Annotated in this window: 14 protein-coding genes; 13 read left to right on the top strand and 1 reads right to left on the bottom strand. The window is 68.3% G+C overall.

The window, feature by feature from the left end; all coding sequences use genetic code 11:
• Positions 1–40: 40 nt before the first annotated feature.
• The 13 genes from pyrC (at position 41) to H7F49_RS03605 (ending at position 14,954) form a co-directional block, all read left to right on the top strand.
• On the top strand, positions 41–1,087 hold the full coding sequence (gene pyrC / locus H7F49_RS03665; protein ID WP_185682217.1) for a dihydroorotase: 1,047 nt from the start codon (positions 41–43) through the stop codon (positions 1,085–1,087).
• Entirely contained in the window at positions 1,084–1,827 is a 744-nt protein-coding gene (locus tag H7F49_RS03660; RefSeq protein ID WP_185682347.1) for a DUF2334 domain-containing protein, read from the top strand. Before pyrC ends, H7F49_RS03660 begins: the two co-directional genes overlap by 4 nt.
• 168 nt (positions 1,828–1,995) lie before the next feature.
• The gene (locus H7F49_RS03655) at positions 1,996–2,946 is read left to right on the top strand and encodes a hypothetical protein (RefSeq protein WP_328806499.1); all 951 of its coding nucleotides are present in this window, start codon (positions 1,996–1,998) and stop codon (positions 2,944–2,946) included.
• 10 nt (positions 2,947–2,956) lie between these two features.
• Positions 2,957–3,490 (top strand): DUF2141 domain-containing protein, encoded by a 534-nt coding sequence (locus H7F49_RS03650; RefSeq protein WP_185682345.1) that lies wholly within the window; start codon positions 2,957–2,959, stop codon positions 3,488–3,490.
• Positions 3,491–3,565: 75 nt separating this feature from the next.
• Positions 3,566–4,723 (top strand): glycosyltransferase, encoded by a 1,158-nt coding sequence (locus tag H7F49_RS03645; RefSeq protein WP_185682216.1) that lies wholly within the window; start codon positions 3,566–3,568, stop codon positions 4,721–4,723.
• 245 nt (positions 4,724–4,968) lie between these two features.
• Positions 4,969–6,135 carry an efflux RND transporter periplasmic adaptor subunit gene (locus H7F49_RS03640; protein ID WP_235981765.1) on the top strand — a complete coding sequence of 389 codons (1,167 nt, stop codon included), beginning with the start codon at positions 4,969–4,971 and terminating at the stop codon, positions 6,133–6,135.
• Positions 6,136–6,141: 6 nt separating this feature from the next.
• Positions 6,142–9,324 (top strand): efflux RND transporter permease subunit, encoded by a 3,183-nt coding sequence (locus tag H7F49_RS03635; RefSeq protein WP_185682214.1) that lies wholly within the window; start codon positions 6,142–6,144, stop codon positions 9,322–9,324.
• Positions 9,321–10,778, top strand: a complete 1,458-nt coding sequence (locus tag H7F49_RS03630) for an efflux transporter outer membrane subunit (RefSeq protein WP_185682213.1) — start codon at positions 9,321–9,323, stop codon at positions 10,776–10,778. The genes H7F49_RS03635 and H7F49_RS03630 overlap by 4 nt, the downstream gene beginning before the upstream one ends.
• Before the next feature lie 66 nt (positions 10,779–10,844).
• Complete coding sequence (locus tag H7F49_RS03625; protein WP_185682212.1) at positions 10,845–11,159, top strand: FtsB family cell division protein; 315 nt, start codon at positions 10,845–10,847, stop codon at positions 11,157–11,159.
• Positions 11,160–11,280: 121 nt separating this feature from the next.
• Positions 11,281–12,372: a pyruvate dehydrogenase (acetyl-transferring) E1 component subunit alpha gene (gene pdhA / locus H7F49_RS03620; RefSeq protein ID WP_185682211.1), complete on the top strand. Its 1,092-nt coding sequence runs from the start codon at positions 11,281–11,283 to the stop codon at positions 12,370–12,372.
• Positions 12,372–13,730, top strand: a complete 1,359-nt coding sequence (locus H7F49_RS03615) for a pyruvate dehydrogenase complex E1 component subunit beta (protein ID WP_185682210.1) — start codon at positions 12,372–12,374, stop codon at positions 13,728–13,730. Before pdhA ends, H7F49_RS03615 begins: the two co-directional genes overlap by 1 nt.
• Before the next feature lie 121 nt (positions 13,731–13,851).
• Positions 13,852–14,376, top strand: coding sequence for a hypothetical protein (locus H7F49_RS03610; RefSeq protein WP_185682209.1), 525 nt, complete (start codon positions 13,852–13,854; stop codon positions 14,374–14,376).
• A gap of 32 nt (positions 14,377–14,408) precedes the next feature.
• Positions 14,409–14,954, top strand: coding sequence for a hypothetical protein (locus H7F49_RS03605; protein WP_185682208.1), 546 nt, complete (start codon positions 14,409–14,411; stop codon positions 14,952–14,954).
• Here H7F49_RS03605 and trmFO read toward each other — a convergent pair.
• On the bottom strand, positions 14,925–16,310 hold the full coding sequence (gene trmFO, locus H7F49_RS03600) for a methylenetetrahydrofolate--tRNA-(uracil(54)-C(5))-methyltransferase (FADH(2)-oxidizing) TrmFO (RefSeq protein WP_185682207.1): 1,386 nt from the start codon (positions 16,308–16,310) through the stop codon (positions 14,925–14,927). The two genes, H7F49_RS03605 and trmFO, sit on opposite strands and share 30 nt — an antisense overlap.
• Positions 16,311–16,339 lie beyond the last annotated feature (29 nt).

Raw genomic sequence — 16,339 nt, 5'->3', positions numbered from 1 at the left:
CGATTGGCGCCGCGCCGCGCATCGGGTAAGGGCCGCAGTGATGACCGACTCCCTGACGATCCGCCGCCCCGACGACTGGCACGTGCACCTGCGTGACGGCGCCCTGCTGCCCGATATCGTGGCCCATACCGCCCGGCAGTTCGCCCGGGCGATCGTGATGCCGAACCTGTCGCCTCCGGTCACCACCGCGGCGGCGGCGGCGGCCTATCGCGACCGGATCATGGCGGCCTTGCCCCAGGGCAGCGACTTTACCCCCCTGATGGTCCTCTACCTGACCAACAGCACCGATCCGGATGACGTGGAACGGGGCTTCGCGCTGGGCATTGCCACGGCCTGCAAGCTTTATCCCGCCCATGCCACAACCAATTCGTCGCACGGCGTGACCGATATCCGCAACATCTATCCGGTGCTCGAGCGGATGCAGGACATCGGCATGCCGTTGCTGATCCACGGTGAGGTGACCGATCATGCGGTGGACATCTTCGACCGCGAGGCCGTGTTCATCGAGCGGGTCCTGATCCCGACCCTGCGCGACTTCCCGGCGCTGCGCGTGGTGTTCGAACACATCACCACGCGCGATGCGGTCGATTTCGTGATGGGGGCAGGGGAGAACGTGGCGGCCACCGTCACGCCGCATCACCTGATGATCAACCGCAACGCCATCTTCGCCGGGGGTATCCGGCCGCATGCATATTGCCTGCCGATCGCCAAGCGCGAGGTCCACCGTCTCGCCCTGCGCCAGGCGGTCACCTCCGGCCATCCGCGCTTTTTCCTGGGCACCGACACCGCGCCGCATCTGGTGGAGGCCAAGGAATCGGCCTGCGGCTGTGCGGGCATCTTCAATGCCCCTCACGCGATGGAAAGCTATGCCACGGTCTTCGCCGAGGAGCAGGCGCTGGACCGGCTCGAGGCCTTTGCCTCGGAAAACGGACCGCGGTTCTACGGGCTGCCGCTGAACGAGGAGCGGATCGTGCTCGAACGCACCGAGCAGTCGGTGCCCGAGCGGGTGCGGATCGGCGACGGCGAGATCGTGCCCTGGCTGGCCGGGGAAACGATTGGCTGGCGCTATGGCGGGATCGTTGCCTGAACGTGGGCAAGCGGCTGCTCGCCTCGATCCATGACGTTGGACCGCGGTTCGAAAGCGAGGTCGACCGGCTGGCGGACCTGATGGCCGGGGTCCTGGGTGGTCCCCGCTTTGCCATGCTGGTCGTGCCCGATCACTGGGGTCTGGCTCCGCTGGGCGAAGCGCCGGCCTTCCGGGCGCGCCTGCGCGCCTGGGCCGATCAGGGCGTCGAGATGTTCGTCCACGGCTGGTACCACAAGGACATGGCCGAGCACGCCGGTCTGGCGAGCTTCAAGGCCCGCCACATGACCGCGGGCGAGGGAGAATTCCTGGGACTGAGCCAGGTCGAAGCGGCGCGGCGGATGGCCGATGGCAAGGCCCTGATCGAGGATGCGATCGGGCGTCCGGCGGCCGGGTTCATCGCGCCGGCCTGGCTCTATGGGGAAGGCGCCATGGCGGCGCTGCGCGAGGGCGGGTTCGCCCTGGCAGAGGATCACATGCGGGTGTGGGATCCCGCCACCGGAGCCACGCTGGCGTGGGGCCCCGTGGTCACCTGGGCAAGCCGCAGCCGGACCCGGCAGTTGAGCTCGCTTGCGGTCGCCGCGCTGGCCCGCAACACGTTCCATGCGCTCGACGTCGTGCGGGTGGCCACCCATCCCGGCGACACTGGGGTGCCCGCGCTGCTCGATTCGATCCGTCGCACCCTGGGCGCCTTCGCCCGGCGGCGGGAGGCGGGGCGCTATGCCGGGCTGCAGCCGGGGTAGAGCCAGGCGAAGCGGGCGTCTCCGCTTTGCCGCTTGCGCAATCGTTGCGCGACGATAAAGACCGGCAGGCGAACCATCGTCCCACCGCTAGCCGCGATCCGGCCTGGCGAAAGAGACCGCGTCCCGCCGACCGGCGCCACCGTGCCCCAGGCGGAGATCCGGCGGAGTGTGCAGGCCATCGAACCGATCCAGCAAGATGGTTTCGCGCCCGGTGAACTGGCCGCCTCGGCGGCCGCGGCGAGCGATGAGGGGCAGGGCAATGCCCGCCGTGTGTTTGCCTTCCTGGGCCTGCTGCTGTCGATCGCGGTCGTGCTGGCCGCGGCTTTCGCCTATCGCGATCTGAAGTGGCAGACGGTCGAGGCGATGGTCCCGCGCACCTGGACCTTCTGGGTCGCCTTCACGATCTATTACCTCCAGGGGCCGCTGCTGGAATGGATCATCTTCCGGCGGCTGTGGCATATCCCGTTCCTCTCCGGCATCCTGGCGCTGACCCGCAAGCTGGTGAGCAACGAGCTGGTGCTGGGCTATCTGGGCGAGGCCCAGTTCTATGCCTGGACCCGCGCCCGCGCGAACCTGACCTCGGCCCCGTTCGGCGCGATCAAGGATGTGGCGATCCTCTCGGCCCTCACTGGCAACGGGGCGACGCTGGTCATGCTGGTCTTCGCCTGGCCGATCGTCGCCTCGGGCAGCCTCGGCATGCCGCTGAAGGACGTGTTCCTGTCGCTGTCGGTGGTGCTGGCCACGTCCTGTGTCATCCTGATCCTGCGCAAGAAGCTGTTCTCGCTCGACCGGCGCGAGTTGTGGTTCATCACCTTCATCCATGTGATCCGCACGATCGCGTTCATCGTGCTGTCAGCGATGCTCTGGCATCTCGTGCTGCCCGATGTCGGACTGGGGTTGTGGATGGTGCTGGCCACCTTGCGAATGCTGGTGTCGCGCTTGCCACTGATCCCCAACAAGGACATCGTCTTCGCCGGGATCGCCGTCTTCCTGCTGGGGCACGATCTGGAGATCGCCGCCCTGATGACCATGATGGCGGTGATCACGCTGGGTGCCCACGTGGTGGCCGGGATCGTATCCGGCCTGGCCGGGCTGGTAGAATCGCAAAGGAGCACGTGAGATGAAGGGAATGCTGTCCGGAGCTGTCCTGTTTGCCGCGCTCTCGGTGGGTCTCTCGCTGACACCCGCCCATGCGGTGCCGAGCCACCCCGATCTGGGCAAGGCCGAGGCGCGCTGCCGGCCGGGTGAAACCGGGCCGGCCTTCCTCGTTTCCATCGATGGGCTGAAGGATCGCCAGGGCAACCTCAAGCTCGAGGTCTATCCCTCGAACGACGAGGACTTTCTCCAGGACGACAACATCCTGATCAACCAGGGCAAGGTCTTTCGCCGGGTCGAGGTGCCGGTGCCCACCGGCACTGCCGAGCTTTGCGTAAGGGTGCCGGCTCCGGGGGCCTACAGCATCACCGTGCTTCATGACCGGGACGGCAACCGCAAGTTCGGCTTCACGGTCGACGGGGTCGGTCTTTCGGCCAATCCCAAGCTGGGGCTGAGCAAGCCCAAGGCCGCCAAGACCCGGGTCATGGCCGGGGCGGGGATGACGCGGGTTCATATCGTGATGAACTACCGTCACGGCCTGTTCGGCTTCGGCCCGATCCGCAACTGAACCCCTGTCCGGTCGTCCCCCGGTGATTGTCCGGTGCGATTGACCGGCAGCCGAGCAGAGCGGTAAGCGGCGGACATGAAGATCGTCGACGTCTGCGCCTTCCTCTCGCCGCATGGCGGGGGCGTGAAGACCTACATCGAGCAGAAGCTGGCGATCGGTCCCCGGCTGGGTCACCAAATCGTGATCATCGCGCCGGGTGACCGCGATGCCGTGGTTGAGCGCGCCCCTGGCGCCAGGGTTGTCTATCTGGCCAGCCCGCGCTTTCCGCTCGATCGCAAGTACTGGTACTTCGACGATGAAACCCGGCTCCACGCGGCCATATCCGCCGAGGCGCCGGACTTTGTCGAGGCGTCATCCCCCTGGCGCAGCGCCAGCATGGTCGGGCGCTGGTCCGGCCCGGCGCCCCGCGCGCTGGTGATGCACGCCGATCCCTTGTCCGCCTATGCCTACCGCTGGTTCGGCGCGCTGCTCAGCCGCGAGGCGATCGATCGGCGGTTCGAGATGTTCTGGGAGCACCTGCGCGAGCTGGGCCAGGCGTTCGACCGCGTGGTCTGCGCCAGCGGCGAGCTCCAGTCCCGCCTGGCCGAGGGCGGGGTGGCCAACACCAGCCTCCACCCGATGGGGGTGGAGCCCGGGCTGTTCCTGCCCGAGCGGCGCAATCCGCAAGTCCGGCGCGAGCTGCTGGAGGTCTGCGATCTGCCCGAGGAGGCGCATCTGCTGATCGCGGTCGGCCGGCTGTCCCCCGAAAAGCGCTGGCCGATGGTGATCGATGCCGTCGCCGCCGCCAGCCGCAGCCTGCCGATCGGGCTGGTGATGCTGGGGGCCGGACGCCAGAAGCGCCGGATCCTGGCCCAGATCGCCGGCAATCCCCACATTCGCCTGCTCACCCCGGAGCGCAACCGGGTGCGGTTCGCCACGCTGCTCGCCAGTGCCGACGCCTTGATCCATGGCTGCGAGGCCGAGACCTTCTGCATGGCCGCGGCCGAGGCCCGGGCTTGCGGCGTGCCGGTGATCGTGCCGGATCGTGGCGGTGCCGCCGATCACGCCAGGGGCGGGGCCGGGGTGACGTATGAAGCCGGCAACGCGCAATCGGCGGCTCAGGCCATCGAAGCCCTGTTCGCCGGGCCACCGCGGGAGAGCGGCCCGCTGGAGACGGTGACCATGGAGGACCATTTCGCCCGCCTCTTTGCCGAATACGCGATGATCGTCGGCACCGGCCGATCCGGCGTCTAGGGGCTGACTCGTGGCGATCCCGGAGGGTGTCGTGGCGGATTGTGACTTTTGGTTACAACTTAACACTCGTCTGATCCGGTAAACTGCTGCATTGGCTTGGCATTCGTCGGGACTGGTTGTGCATGGCGTTGTCGGGCGACGGGGCGGGGCCTGTCGATGCGCGGCAAGGGTCAGGCGGCGGGTCCCGGGTGGGGCATTCTGTATCGAGGGTGGTTGTGCGCGCGAGCCTGATTCTGGCCTGGTCCTTGTCCCTTTCCCTGTCGGTTTCGCTGGCCGCCTGCGGTGAAGCGGGCGACAAGAAGAAGCGCCCCACGCCGGAAGCGGGCTTCATCGTCGTCGCTCCGCAGGCGGTCCCTCTCGCCACGACCCTTGGGGGGCGAACCGTGGCCTATGCCACGTCCGAGGTCCGGCCCCAGATCACCGGGGTGATCCGCGCGCGTCGCTTCACCGAGGGCGGTCTGGTGACCAAGGGTCAGCCGCTGTTCGAAATCGATCCCAGCCTGTACCGGGCCAGCGTGGATCAGGCCGCCGCCGCGCTGATGAGCGCGCAGGCCAATGCCGATGCCGCCGCCCAGCGGGCCGAGCGGTTGCGACCGCTGGCATCGATGGAGGCCGTGTCGCAGCAGGATTACACCGATGCCGCGGCCCAGGCCCGGCAGACCCGCGCAGCCGTGGCGCAGGCCCGCGCGCAGTTGGAAACGGCGCGGATCAACCTGCGCTTCACCACGGTGCCGACCCCGATTTCCGGGCGCATCGGCCGGGCGTTGTCGACCGCGGGTGCGCTGGTCAACGCCAATCAGGTGGCGCCGCTTGCGGTGATCCAGCAGCTCGACCCGATCTATGTCGACGTCCAGCAATCGAGCGCCGATCTGCTGGCGCTGCGCCGGGCCCTGGCGTCCGGCGGCGCCCAGGCGGGTAGCACCTCGGTGCGGCTGAAGCTGGAGGACGGCAGCGATTATCCGTTGCCGGGCACGATCCAGTTCTCCGAAGTGATGGTCAACGAGGGGACCGGCACGGTCACCCTGCGCGCCCGCTTCCCCAATCCCGACGGCTTCCTGCTGCCGGGCATGTTTGTCCAGGCGACATTCGACCAGTCGGTCAATCCCGCAGCCTTCCTGATACCGCAAGCCGCGGTCCAGCGGGATTTCGGGGGTGAGGCCTTCGTTTACGTGGTGGGGCCGGGCAACAAGGCGCTGCGGCGCCCGGTGCAGACCGCCCGGGTGGTCGGGGCCAACTGGGTGGTGACCGGCGGACTTAAGCGAGGCGACCGGGTGATCACCCAGGGCACCGGCAACCTCAAGCACGGCGCACCGATCCGGCCGGTCCCGGCCAGCAAGCCGGAGCGCGTGGTGGCGCGTCCCGCCGGCAAGATGGGCGCCGGAGCGGGCAATGGATCAGGCGGGGGGCGCTGAGCACCCATGTCGCGGATCTTCATCGACCGGCCCATCTTTGCCTGGGTGCTGGCCATCATCGTGATGATGGGCGGGATCGGGGCCCTGTTCGGCCTGCCGATCGCGCAATATCCGGATATCGCCCCGGTCCAGGTCAACGTCCGCGCGACGTACCCGGGGGCCTCGGCGCAGACGCTGGAGACCAGCGTGACCCAGGTGCTCGAACAGTCGCTGAGCGGGCTCGACGGAATGCTGTACTTCTCGTCCAGCTCCACCTCGCGCGGGCAGGCCACGCTGGCGATCGTCTTTGCCAAGGGGACCAATCCCGATACGGCCCAGGTCCAGGTCCAGAACCAGGTCAGCTCGGTCCTGTCCCGCTTGCCGGCGCAGGTCCAGCAACAGGGCGTCCGCGTCACCAAGTCCAACACCGACCAGCTCTTGACCGTCGCGCTGTACGATGAGAGCGACACCCGCACCCAGCAGGACATTGCCGACTATCTGGGGTCCAACCTGCAGGATCCGCTGTCCCGCGTTCCGGGGGTGGGGGACGTCAACGTGTTCGGCGCACAGCACGCGATGCGCATCTGGCTCAACCCGCAACGCCTCGCCGCGTTCGGTCTGATGCCCTCGGACGTGATCAGCGCGATCAGCGCCTCCAACACCGAAGTGGCGGCGGGCGAACTGGGCGGTCAGCCCGCACCACGCGGACAGATGCTGAACGCCACGGTCACCGCCCAGTCGCGCCTGCAGACCCCGGAGCAGTTTGCCGCGATCGTGATCCGCATGCAGCCGGATGGCTCGGTCGTGCGGTTGCAGGACGTGGCCCGGATCGAGCTCGGCTCGGAGAACTACAATTCGTCGGGTCGGGTCAATGGTCACCCCGGGGCCGGCATGTCGATCTCGCTGGCCCCCGGCGCCGACGCGCTCAAGACCGCCACCCTGGTCAAGGCCGAGGTGGAACGGATGTCGGCCAATTTCCCCGACGGCATCCGCTATGCCTTCGCTTACGACACCACCCGGTTCATCAAGCTGTCGGTCGAGGAGGTGGTCTGGTCACTGGGCGAGGCGATCGTCCTGGTCGTGCTGGTGATGTTCGTCTTCCTGCAGAACTGGCGGGCCACGCTGGTCCCGGCAATCGCCGTGCCGGTGGTGCTGCTGGGCACCTTCGCGGTGTTCTACCTCGTGGGGTTCTCGATCAACACGCTGACCCTGTTCGGCCTGGTCCTGGCTATCGGCCTGCTGGTCGACGATGCGATCGTCGTGGTCGAGAATGTCGAGCGGTTGATGCACGAGAACCCCGGGATGACCCCGCGCGAGGCGACGATCGAATCGATGCGGGAAATCCAGGTCGCGCTGGTGGCGATCGCTCTGGTCCTGTCCGCCGTGTTCCTGCCGATGGCATTCTTTGGCGGATCGACCGGGGTGATCTATCGCCAGTTCGCGCTGACCATCATCGCCGCGATGATCCTGTCGGTGCTGGTCGCACTGGTGCTCAGCCCGGCCTTGACCAGCACGCTGTTGCGCATGCCCCAACGCGATGCGACCGGAGCCGTCGAATCCGGCCCGATCACGCGGCGCCTGGCTGCGGCCGGTGACTGGTTCAACGATCGCTTCACCCGTCTGAGCACGCGCTATCGCAATGCGGTGGTGGTCACGGTCGAACGCAAGTGGCTGTTCATCGGCATCTACCTGCTGGTCGGCCTGTTGCTGTGGGTCCTGTTCGTGCGTCTGCCCGGCGGGTTCCTGCCGACCGAGGACCAGGGCGCCCTGCGTTTCCAGGCCCGTCTTCCCGCCGGCGCCACGCTTGAGCGCAGTCAGGTGGTCGGGCGCCAGATCGACCAGTACCTGCGTGGCCAGGAAGGCAAGAACATCCGCGTCCTGTTCGTCACGGCGGGCGGGGGCGGAGCCGGCGGGGCGACCGGGCAGAACACCGTATCGGGCTTCATGAACCTGGCCGACTGGGACCAGCGCCCGGGTGCCGAGCGGTCGGCCGAGGCGATCGCCCAGCGTGCGACGTCCGCATTCCGCAACATCCGCGACGCCCAGGTCTTCATCCTGGTGCCGCCCGCGGTGATGGGTCTGGGGCAGGCGGCCGGCTTTTCGATGCAGTTGCAGAATGCCGGCAACCTCACTCACGAGCAATTGGTGGCAGCCCGCGACCGGTTGGTGCAGATGGCCAATGCCGATCCCCGTCTGGCCAGTGTGCGCGCGTCGGACCTTCCGGACAGCGCGACCATCAAGGTCGATACCGACCAACAGCGGCTGACCGCCCTGGGCCTCTCGCAGGCCGACGTGAACAACACGCTGGCGACCGCCTGGGGTGGCCGCTACGTCAACGATTTCGTGGATCAGGGCCGGGTCAAGCGGGTCTTCGTCCAGGGCGATGCGGCCTATCGCGCCGACCCTGCGGACCTGGGGCAGTGGTATGTCCGCAGCTCGACCGGTCAGATGGCTCCGTTCACGGCCTTTGCCCGCGTCGGCTGGTCCACCGCCCCGGCGACGGTGGGTCGGTTCAACGGTGTTCCCGCAGTGGAAATCCAGGGCCAGGCGGCCCCCGGGGTGAGCTCGGGCCAGGCCATGGCGGTGATGGCCGACCTGGCCTCGCGCATTCCCGGCACCAGCGTCGCCTGGTCGGGATCATCCTACGAGGAACGTCTCGCTTCGGGCCGGGCCCCGATCCTTTACGGGTTGTCGCTGCTGGTCGTATTCCTTTGCCTGGCCGCCCTTTACGAAAGCTGGTCGATCCCGGTGGCCGTGCTGCTGGTCATTCCGCTCGGCCTGGTCGGGGCCGTCTTCGCGGTCACCCTGCGGGGCCTGGAGAATGACGTCTACCTGCAGATCGGCCTGCTGACCACGATGGGCCTGGCCGCCAAGAATGCGATCCTGATGATCGAGTTCGCCGAACAGGCCGAGCGCAAGGGCGCGCGGGTCATCGACGCCGCGATCGAGGCCGCGCGCATCCGCCTGCGCCCGATCCTGATGACCAGTTTCGCCTTCATCTTCGGCGTGCTGCCGCTGGCCCTGGCCACCGGGGCCGGGGCGAACAGCCGCATCGCGATCGGCACTTCGGTGGTGGGCGGCATGCTCACCGCCACCCTGCTGGCGATCTTCTACATCCCGCTGTTCTTCGTGCTGGTCCGGCGCGGGGTGCGCGATGGGCTCAAGGCGGTCCGTGGCTATCTGGCCCAGCGTCGGGAGCAGGCGGCATGACGGGCCGGATGCGACAGCGTTCGGCCGGGGCCATGATCGCCGGGGCGCTGGCCCTGTCCGGCTGTTCCATGGCGCCGCACTACCAGCGTCCGCCCGCTCCGGTACCCACGGCCTGGCCGACAGGGGCGGCGTACCAGCAGGGGCTGGCGGAATCCCCGGCCGCCCTGTCGTTCTCGACCATCTTCACAGACCCGCGACTGCAGCAACTGGTGGCCCAGGCGCTTGGCGCCAATCGGGACGTGCGGGTCGCGGCCGCGAACGTTCTGGCGGCGCAGGCGCGGGCCGATGCCCAGCGCGCGGCGCAATTGCCGCAACTGGGGGTGGGGACCGGCGTGACCCGGCGCAGTGGTGACACCAGCGGGCTGGGCTTCATCATCACCCGCACCAACTATACCGCGACGGCCGGGATCAGCGCCTTCGAGATCGACCTGTTCGGCCGTCTGGCCTCGGCTACCGCGGCGCAGCGCAATGCCGCCCTGGCGTCGGCCTCGGCGGCTCAGGTCGTCCGGCTCTCGCTGGTCGCCAATCTGTCGACGGCTTGGGCGGCCTATGCCGCCGATGCCGAATTGCTGCGCCTGGCGCGGGACACTGCGGCCAACGCCCGCCGGACAGTGGATCTCACGTCCGCCCGGTTGCAGGCCGGCGTCGTGCCCCGCAGCGACCTGCGGCAGGCCGAGGAGCTGCTCGCCGGGGCCGAGGCTGACCTTGCTGCCCAGACGACGGCGCTGGCCCAGGATCGCAACCTGATCGAGCTGCTGGTCGGCGCCCCGGTCAACCCGGCGCAGCTCCCGGACGATCTGGGGAGCGTCATCGCCGGGGTGCGGCCGCTCGCCGCGGGGCAGAGTTCCGAGGTCTTGCTGCGTCGCCCTGACGTGATGCAGGCCGAATACACCTTGCGCGCCGCCAATGCCGATGTCGGGGCCGCCCGGGCTGCGCTGTTCCCGCGCATTTCATTGACCGGTCTGTTCGGTCTGGCAAGCGCGAGCCTGTCCGGGCTGTTCGCCACCAATGCCGAGACCACCACCATGGGTGGCAGCATCAATTATCCGCTGTTCGCCGGTGGCGGGGCGCGGGCCAACCTGCGGGTCAGCCGGGCCGAGTTGCAGGGGGCCGTGGCCAGCTATGAACGGGCGATCCAGGTCGCATTCCGCGAGGTGGCGGATGCCCTGGCCCGGCAGGGCACCATTGGCGACCAGCTCGCAGCGGTAACCCGGCAGTCCGACGCCAGCAGTGACACCGCGCAACTGGTCGAGGCCCGTTATCGCGGCGGGGTCGCCAGCGCGCTCGACAACCTCGTGGCGCAGCGCAACCAGTATGCGGCACGGCGCCAGTTGGTCGCCGCGCGGCTGGCGCTGGTGACCAACCGGGTGCAGCTTTTCCGTGCGCTGGGCGGCGATCCCGATCCCGGGCCCGCTCCGGGCAGCGCTGCGACGGGATCGAGCAAAGTTCCGTAACTCTTGTGCAATTTGGTTACAAAAAGCGCTTGTGTCGCAGACTCAACTGTGATTCTGTGGCTTCGCATGAAACGTTCTCGATCCGAACCGCGAATGGCGCGAGAAGGGGCTGGTCAGCTGTTTGCCCTGGCTTGCCTGCTGGCGCTGGGCGGATGGGTGCTGGCCGGGCCAAGCGGTCTGCTGGCGTGGAGCGAGAACCTGCGCCTGCTGGAGCAGCGGCAGAAGGAGGTCGTCCGGCTCACGGCCCAGCGTGACGAATTGCGCAACCGGGTTGCCCTGCTCGATCCGCGTCATGCCGATCCCGATCTTGCCGGAGAGCTGCTGCGCAGCAACCTCAACGTCGTTCACCCGGACGAGATGGTGATGTTGCTCAAGCCCTAAGGTTTGTCGTCCGCGTTAGCGGATTGGAAATTGCGCGACGCAATAATAAAATACGTATGGACCCGTTTCCTTCGGAGGCCGTGCTGCCCTATAGCCGGCTCCGAACGTTCCGTCAGGAGAGATGAACTTGGCAAAGCCGGCCAGCAAGAACAGCCCCGCCGCCAAGGCGGTTGCGGGCGCGGAAGGTGATGAGGTGCCCGCCCTGCGGGCGCTGCAGCAGGCCTTCGATGCGAACAAGAAGTATGCCGCGAGCGATGCGGAGCTGCTGACCTTCTATGAGCAGATGCTGCTGATCCGCCGCTTCGAGGAGCGCGCCGGCCAGCTCTATGGCCTGGGCCTGATCGGCGGGTTCTGCCATCTCTACATCGGCCAGGAGGCCGTTGCGGTGGGGCTGCAGTCGGCGCTCAAGGAAGGCCACGACAGCGTGATCACCGGCTATCGCGATCACGGGCACATGCTGGCCTATGGCATCGACCCCAAGGTGATCATGGCCGAGCTGACCGGTCGCGAGGCCGGCATCAGTCGCGGCAAGGGCGGCTCGATGCACATGTTCAGCACCGAGCACAAGTTCTACGGCGGCCATGGCATCGTCGGGGCCCAGGTGCCGCTCGGCGCGGGCCTGGCCTTTGCGCACAAGTACCGTGAGGACGGCGGCGTCTGCATGGCCTACTTCGGGGACGGCGCGGCCAACCAGGGCCAGGTCTACGAAACCTTCAACATGGCCGCCCTGTGGCAACTGCCGATTGTCTTCGTGGTCGAGAACAACGGCTATGCCATGGGCACCGCGGTCCAGCGTGGTTCGGCCGAGACCCATTTCTACCGCCGCGGCACCGCGTTCCGGATCCCCGGGCTCGACGTCAACGGCATGGACGTGCTCGAGGTCCGCGCCGCGGCCGAGGTCGCGCTCGATTATGTGCGCAATGGCAACGGGCCGGTGCTGATGGAGCTGCATACGTACCGTTATCGTGGTCACTCGATGTCGGACCCGGCCAAGTACCGGACGCGCGAGGAGGTCCAGGAGATGCGCGACAAGCACGACCCGATCGAGGCCGCCAAGGCCGAGCTGATCGCCCGCGGCACCTCCGAGGACAAGCTCAAGGAGATCGACAAGCGGATCCGCCAGCAGGTGGCCGAGGCGGCGGACTTTGCCGAGAACTCGCCCGAGCCCGACCTGTCCGAACTCCATACCGACGTGCTGGTGGAGCGTTACTGATGGCGATTGAACTGAAGATGCCCGCCCTGTCCCCGACCATGGAGGAGGGCACCCTGGCGCGCTGGCTCAAGAACGAGGGCGATGCCATCCGCTCGGGCGACATCATCGCCGAGATCGAGACCGACAAGGCGACGATGGAGTTCGAGGCGGTCGACGAGGGCACGCTCGGCAAGATCATGGTTCCCGCCGGTACGGCCGGGGTCAAGGTCGGCTCGGTGATCGCCGTGCTGCAGGGCGATGGCGAAGCCGCCGCTCCCACCCCGGCGCAAACCCCAGCCGCTGCGCCCGCACCGGCAGCTCCGGCCGCAACCGGATCGGTGGCCCCTGCCGCTGCCCCGGTGGCGGCGAAGGATCCGGAAATCCCGGTCGGCACCAACATGAAGTCCGTCACCGTGCGCGAGGCCTTGCGCGATGCCATGGCCGAGGAAATGCGGCGCGACAGCCGCGTCTTCGTGATGGGCGAGGAAGTGGCGCAGTACCAGGGGGCCTACAAGGTGACCCAGGGCCTGCTCGACGAGTTCGGTCCGAAGCGCGTGATCGACACCCCGATCACCGAATACGGGTTTGCCGGCATCGGCACGGGCGCCGCCATGGGCGGGCTGCGGCCGATCGTCGAGTTCATGACCTTCAACTTCGCCATGCAGGCGATTGACCACATCATCAACTCGGCGGCCAAGACCAACTACATGTCGGGTGGCCAGATGCGTTGCCCGATCGTGTTCCGTGGCCCCAACGGCGCGGCCGCACGGGTCGGCGCGCAGCACAGCCAGAACTATGGTCCGTGGTACGCCTCGGTTCCCGGCCTGGTGGTGATCGCGCCCTATGACTCGTCGGACGCCAAGGGCCTGCTCAAGGCGGCGATCCGCAGCGAGGATCCGGTGGTCTTCCTCGAGAACGAGCTGGTCTATGGCCGCAGTTTCGAACTGCCCGAGCTGGACGACCACGTCCTGCCCATCGGCAAGGCCCGCGTGATGCGCGAAGGCCGTGACGTGACGATCGTGTCCTATTCGATCGGCGTCGGCTTCGCGCTCGAGGCGGCCGAGCAGCTTGCGGCCGAGGGGATCGAGGCCGAGGTGCTCGACCTGCGCACCCTGCGCCCGCTCGACAAGCAGGCCGTGCTCGACAGCCTGGCCAAGACCAACCGCGTGGTCGTGGCGGAGGAAGGCTTCCCGGTCTGCTCGATCGCCTCCGAGATCATCGCGATCTGCATGGAGGAGGGCTTCGATCACCTCGACGCCCCGGTGCTGCGCGTCTGCAACGAGGACGTGCCGCTGCCCTATGCCGCCAACCTGGAACGGGCCGCGCTGATCAACGCCGAAGGCATCGTCAAGGCGGTCAAGCAGGTCTGCTATCGCTGACCGGGATGACGGCGCGGACGGGCTGGCGCCGCTGGCCCGTCTCGCCCTGGCCTATGCCCCGGCGCGGGCGCGGGCCGACTGGCTGACCGTCCTCCTGCTCGACACCCGCCTGGCGGCTGTGGTGCGCAGCGCGCGCGAGCCGATGCTGGCGCAGATCCGCCTGGCCTGGTGGCGCGACCGTCTGGGCGAGGAGCCCTCGCTGTGGCCCCAGGGAGAGCCCTTGCTGGCGCGCTTGCGGAGCTGGGGCGACACGGCGAGGGACCTGGTGGCGCTGGTCGATGGTTGGGAGGCCCTGCTGGGCGAACCCCCGCTTGCCAGCGCCAGCCTGCTGGCTTTCGCCGATGGTCGCGCCGCCGCCATCGGGGCTCTGGCCCGCAGGTTGGAGGTGGCGGCCGAAGCGCCGCAGACGCTGGCCCGGCGTTGGGCTCTGGCCGACCTGACGCTCCACCTGAGCGATGGGGCCGAATGCTCTGCCGCCCAGGCCCTGATTGGCTCGAATGCGCGTGTCCGGATCGAACGGCCGTTGCGCCCACTGGCGGTGCTGGCCGGGCTCAACCTGCGCGCGGTGCAGCGGGGGGGCGTCGATCCGCTCGATGGCCCGGGCGCCCTGCTGACGGCGATCCGGCTTGGAATGTTTTCGCGATAGGTTACACTTGGTCCGGGTCGCCGGAGCCAGTGATGAATCGCACTCTGCTCGGCGCCTTCGCCACCCTGCTGCTTGCGGCGGCGGGGCTGTTCTGGTGGCAGGGACGGGCGGTCATCGCACCGGGCCCGCTGCCACCCGCTCCCGCAGCATCGGTTGACCCCATGGCTTTGCCCTCGGCCGACGGGAGCGCCCTGCGCGGACCGGACCTGCCCGAAGCGACCGAGCAGACCCGCGAGCAACGCCGGTTCGACCGGCTCGACCGCGATCGCGATGGACGGATCAGCCGGGTGGAAATGCTCGTCCCGCGCGCCGCCCTGTTCCGCAAGCTCGACGCGGACGGCAACAACCTGCTGACCTTCGAGGAGTGGGCCGTGGTCACCGCCACCCGTTTTCGCACGGCGGATCGCAATGGCGACCGCCTGCTCGACCGGATCGAGTTCGCGACCACCAAGCCCAAGCCGGTCGCCAGGCCTCCATGCGATTGCCGCGCAAAGTCCCGTGCCAAGCGAGCCGGCCCGGAAGGCCCGTTGGACGATCCCGAATTCCTGTCAGACCAGAACGGGGAGCCAGCCGGCTAGATCGGCCTTGGCGCGCAGCGTGTAGGCTTCCTTGCGCTGTTTCTTCTTCACCTCGTCCGGCGGGGGCGGAAACAGGCCGAAGTTGATGTTCATCGGCTGGTAGCTGGCCGCGTCGGCATCGCCGGTGATATGGGCGAGCAGAGCCCCCAGCGCGGTGGTCGGCGGGGGTGAGTGCCAGTCCTTGCCGCCCAGCTCGTGCGCGGCCATCAAGCCGGCCAGCAGCCCGACCGCGGCGCTTTCCACATAGCCCTCGCAGCCCGTGATCTGCCCGGCAAAGCGAACGTGGGGCGCGCTTTTCAGGCGGAGCTGGCGGTCGAGCAGGGTGGGGGAATTGAGGAAGGTGTTGCGATGCAGCCCGCCGAACCGGGCGAATTCGGCTTGCTCCAGGCCCGGGATGGTGCGGAAAATGCGCTGCTGTTCACCGTACTTCAGCTTGGTCTGGAAGCCGACCATGTTCCACAGCGTGCCGAGCGTGTTGTCCTGACGCAGTTGGACCACGGCATAAGGCCAGCGGCCCTTCGGATGTTCGGGCGTGGCCCAGTGCGGATTGTCCAGCCCGACCGGCTTCATCGGCCCGAACCGCAGCGTTTCCACGCCGCGTTCCGCCATGACCTCGATCGGCATGCAGCCGTCGAAATAGGGGGTGTTCGCCTCCCATTCCTTGAACTCGCCCTTTTCGCCCGCCAGGATTTCCTCGCGGAAGGCCAGATACTGGTCCTTGGTCATCGGGCAGTTGATGTAGTCGCGCCCGTCACCGCCCAGCGCCAGCGAGGCCTCGGCCCCCTTGTCCCAGCGCGAGGCCATCCAGGCCACGTCCATGTCGATCGAATCGCGATAGACGATCGGGGCGATGGCATCGAAGAAGGCCAGGCTCTCGGCACCGGTGGCCGCGCCGATCGACTGGGCCAGGGCCTCGGCGGTGAGCGGTCCGGTGGCGACGATGGTCAGCCCGGCGGCCGGCAGGCGGTCAACCCGCTCGCGCGCCAGGGTCAGGCCGGGCTGCGCCGTCAGCGCCGCCTCGATCTCGGCCGAGAACACCTCGCGATCGACCGCCAGCGCCGATCCGGCCGGCACGCGGGCCTTTTCCGCAGCCGCCATGATCAGCGAACCGCACTGGCGCATCTCGTGATGGAGCAGGCCAACCGCGTTCTTTTCGTGATCGTCCGAGCGCAACGAGTTCGAGCAGACCAGCTCGGCCAGCCCATCGGTCTGGTGCGCGGGGGAGCGCTCCCCGCCCTTGTCGGGGGCGGCGCCGCGCATCTCCGACAGGCGCACCCGCCACCCGCGCCGCGCGAGCTGCCAGGCCGCCTCGGTGCCGGCGAGACCGCCGCCGATGATATGGATGTCGTGGGTCATGGCGGCGCGTTAGCGTGTCAACCGGACCC

The organism is Novosphingobium aerophilum (genome assembly GCF_014230305.1).
In the GTDB taxonomy this organism is placed as follows: Bacteria; Pseudomonadota; Alphaproteobacteria; order Sphingomonadales; family Sphingomonadaceae; genus Novosphingobium; species Novosphingobium aerophilum.
Note: the sequence above shows the minus strand (reverse complement) of the source record. Positions and strands in the feature narration are given on the sequence as shown.

Bases quoted from the DNA above. Each gene is read 5' to 3' on its own strand.
- pyrC (WP_185682217.1), top strand. From the start codon at position 41: ATGACCGACTCCCTGACGATCCGCCGCCCCGACGACTGGCACGTGCAC.
- H7F49_RS03650 (WP_185682345.1), top strand. From the start codon at position 2,957: ATGCTGTCCGGAGCTGTCCTGTTTGCCGCGCTCTCGGTGGGTCTCTCG.
- H7F49_RS03645 (WP_185682216.1), top strand. From the start codon at position 3,566: ATGAAGATCGTCGACGTCTGCGCCTTCCTCTCGCCGCATGGCGGGGGC.
- H7F49_RS03635 (WP_185682214.1), top strand. From the start codon at position 6,142: ATGTCGCGGATCTTCATCGACCGGCCCATCTTTGCCTGGGTGCTGGCC.
- H7F49_RS03630 (WP_185682213.1), top strand. From the start codon at position 9,321: ATGACGGGCCGGATGCGACAGCGTTCGGCCGGGGCCATGATCGCCGGG.
- H7F49_RS03625 (WP_185682212.1), top strand. From the start codon at position 10,845: ATGAAACGTTCTCGATCCGAACCGCGAATGGCGCGAGAAGGGGCTGGT.
- pdhA (WP_185682211.1), top strand. From the start codon at position 11,281: ATGAACTTGGCAAAGCCGGCCAGCAAGAACAGCCCCGCCGCCAAGGCG.
- H7F49_RS03615 (WP_185682210.1), top strand. From the start codon at position 12,372: ATGGCGATTGAACTGAAGATGCCCGCCCTGTCCCCGACCATGGAGGAG.
- H7F49_RS03605 (WP_185682208.1), top strand. From the start codon at position 14,409: ATGAATCGCACTCTGCTCGGCGCCTTCGCCACCCTGCTGCTTGCGGCG.
- trmFO (WP_185682207.1), bottom strand. From the start codon at position 16,310: ATGACCCACGACATCCATATCATCGGCGGCGGTCTCGCCGGCACCGAG.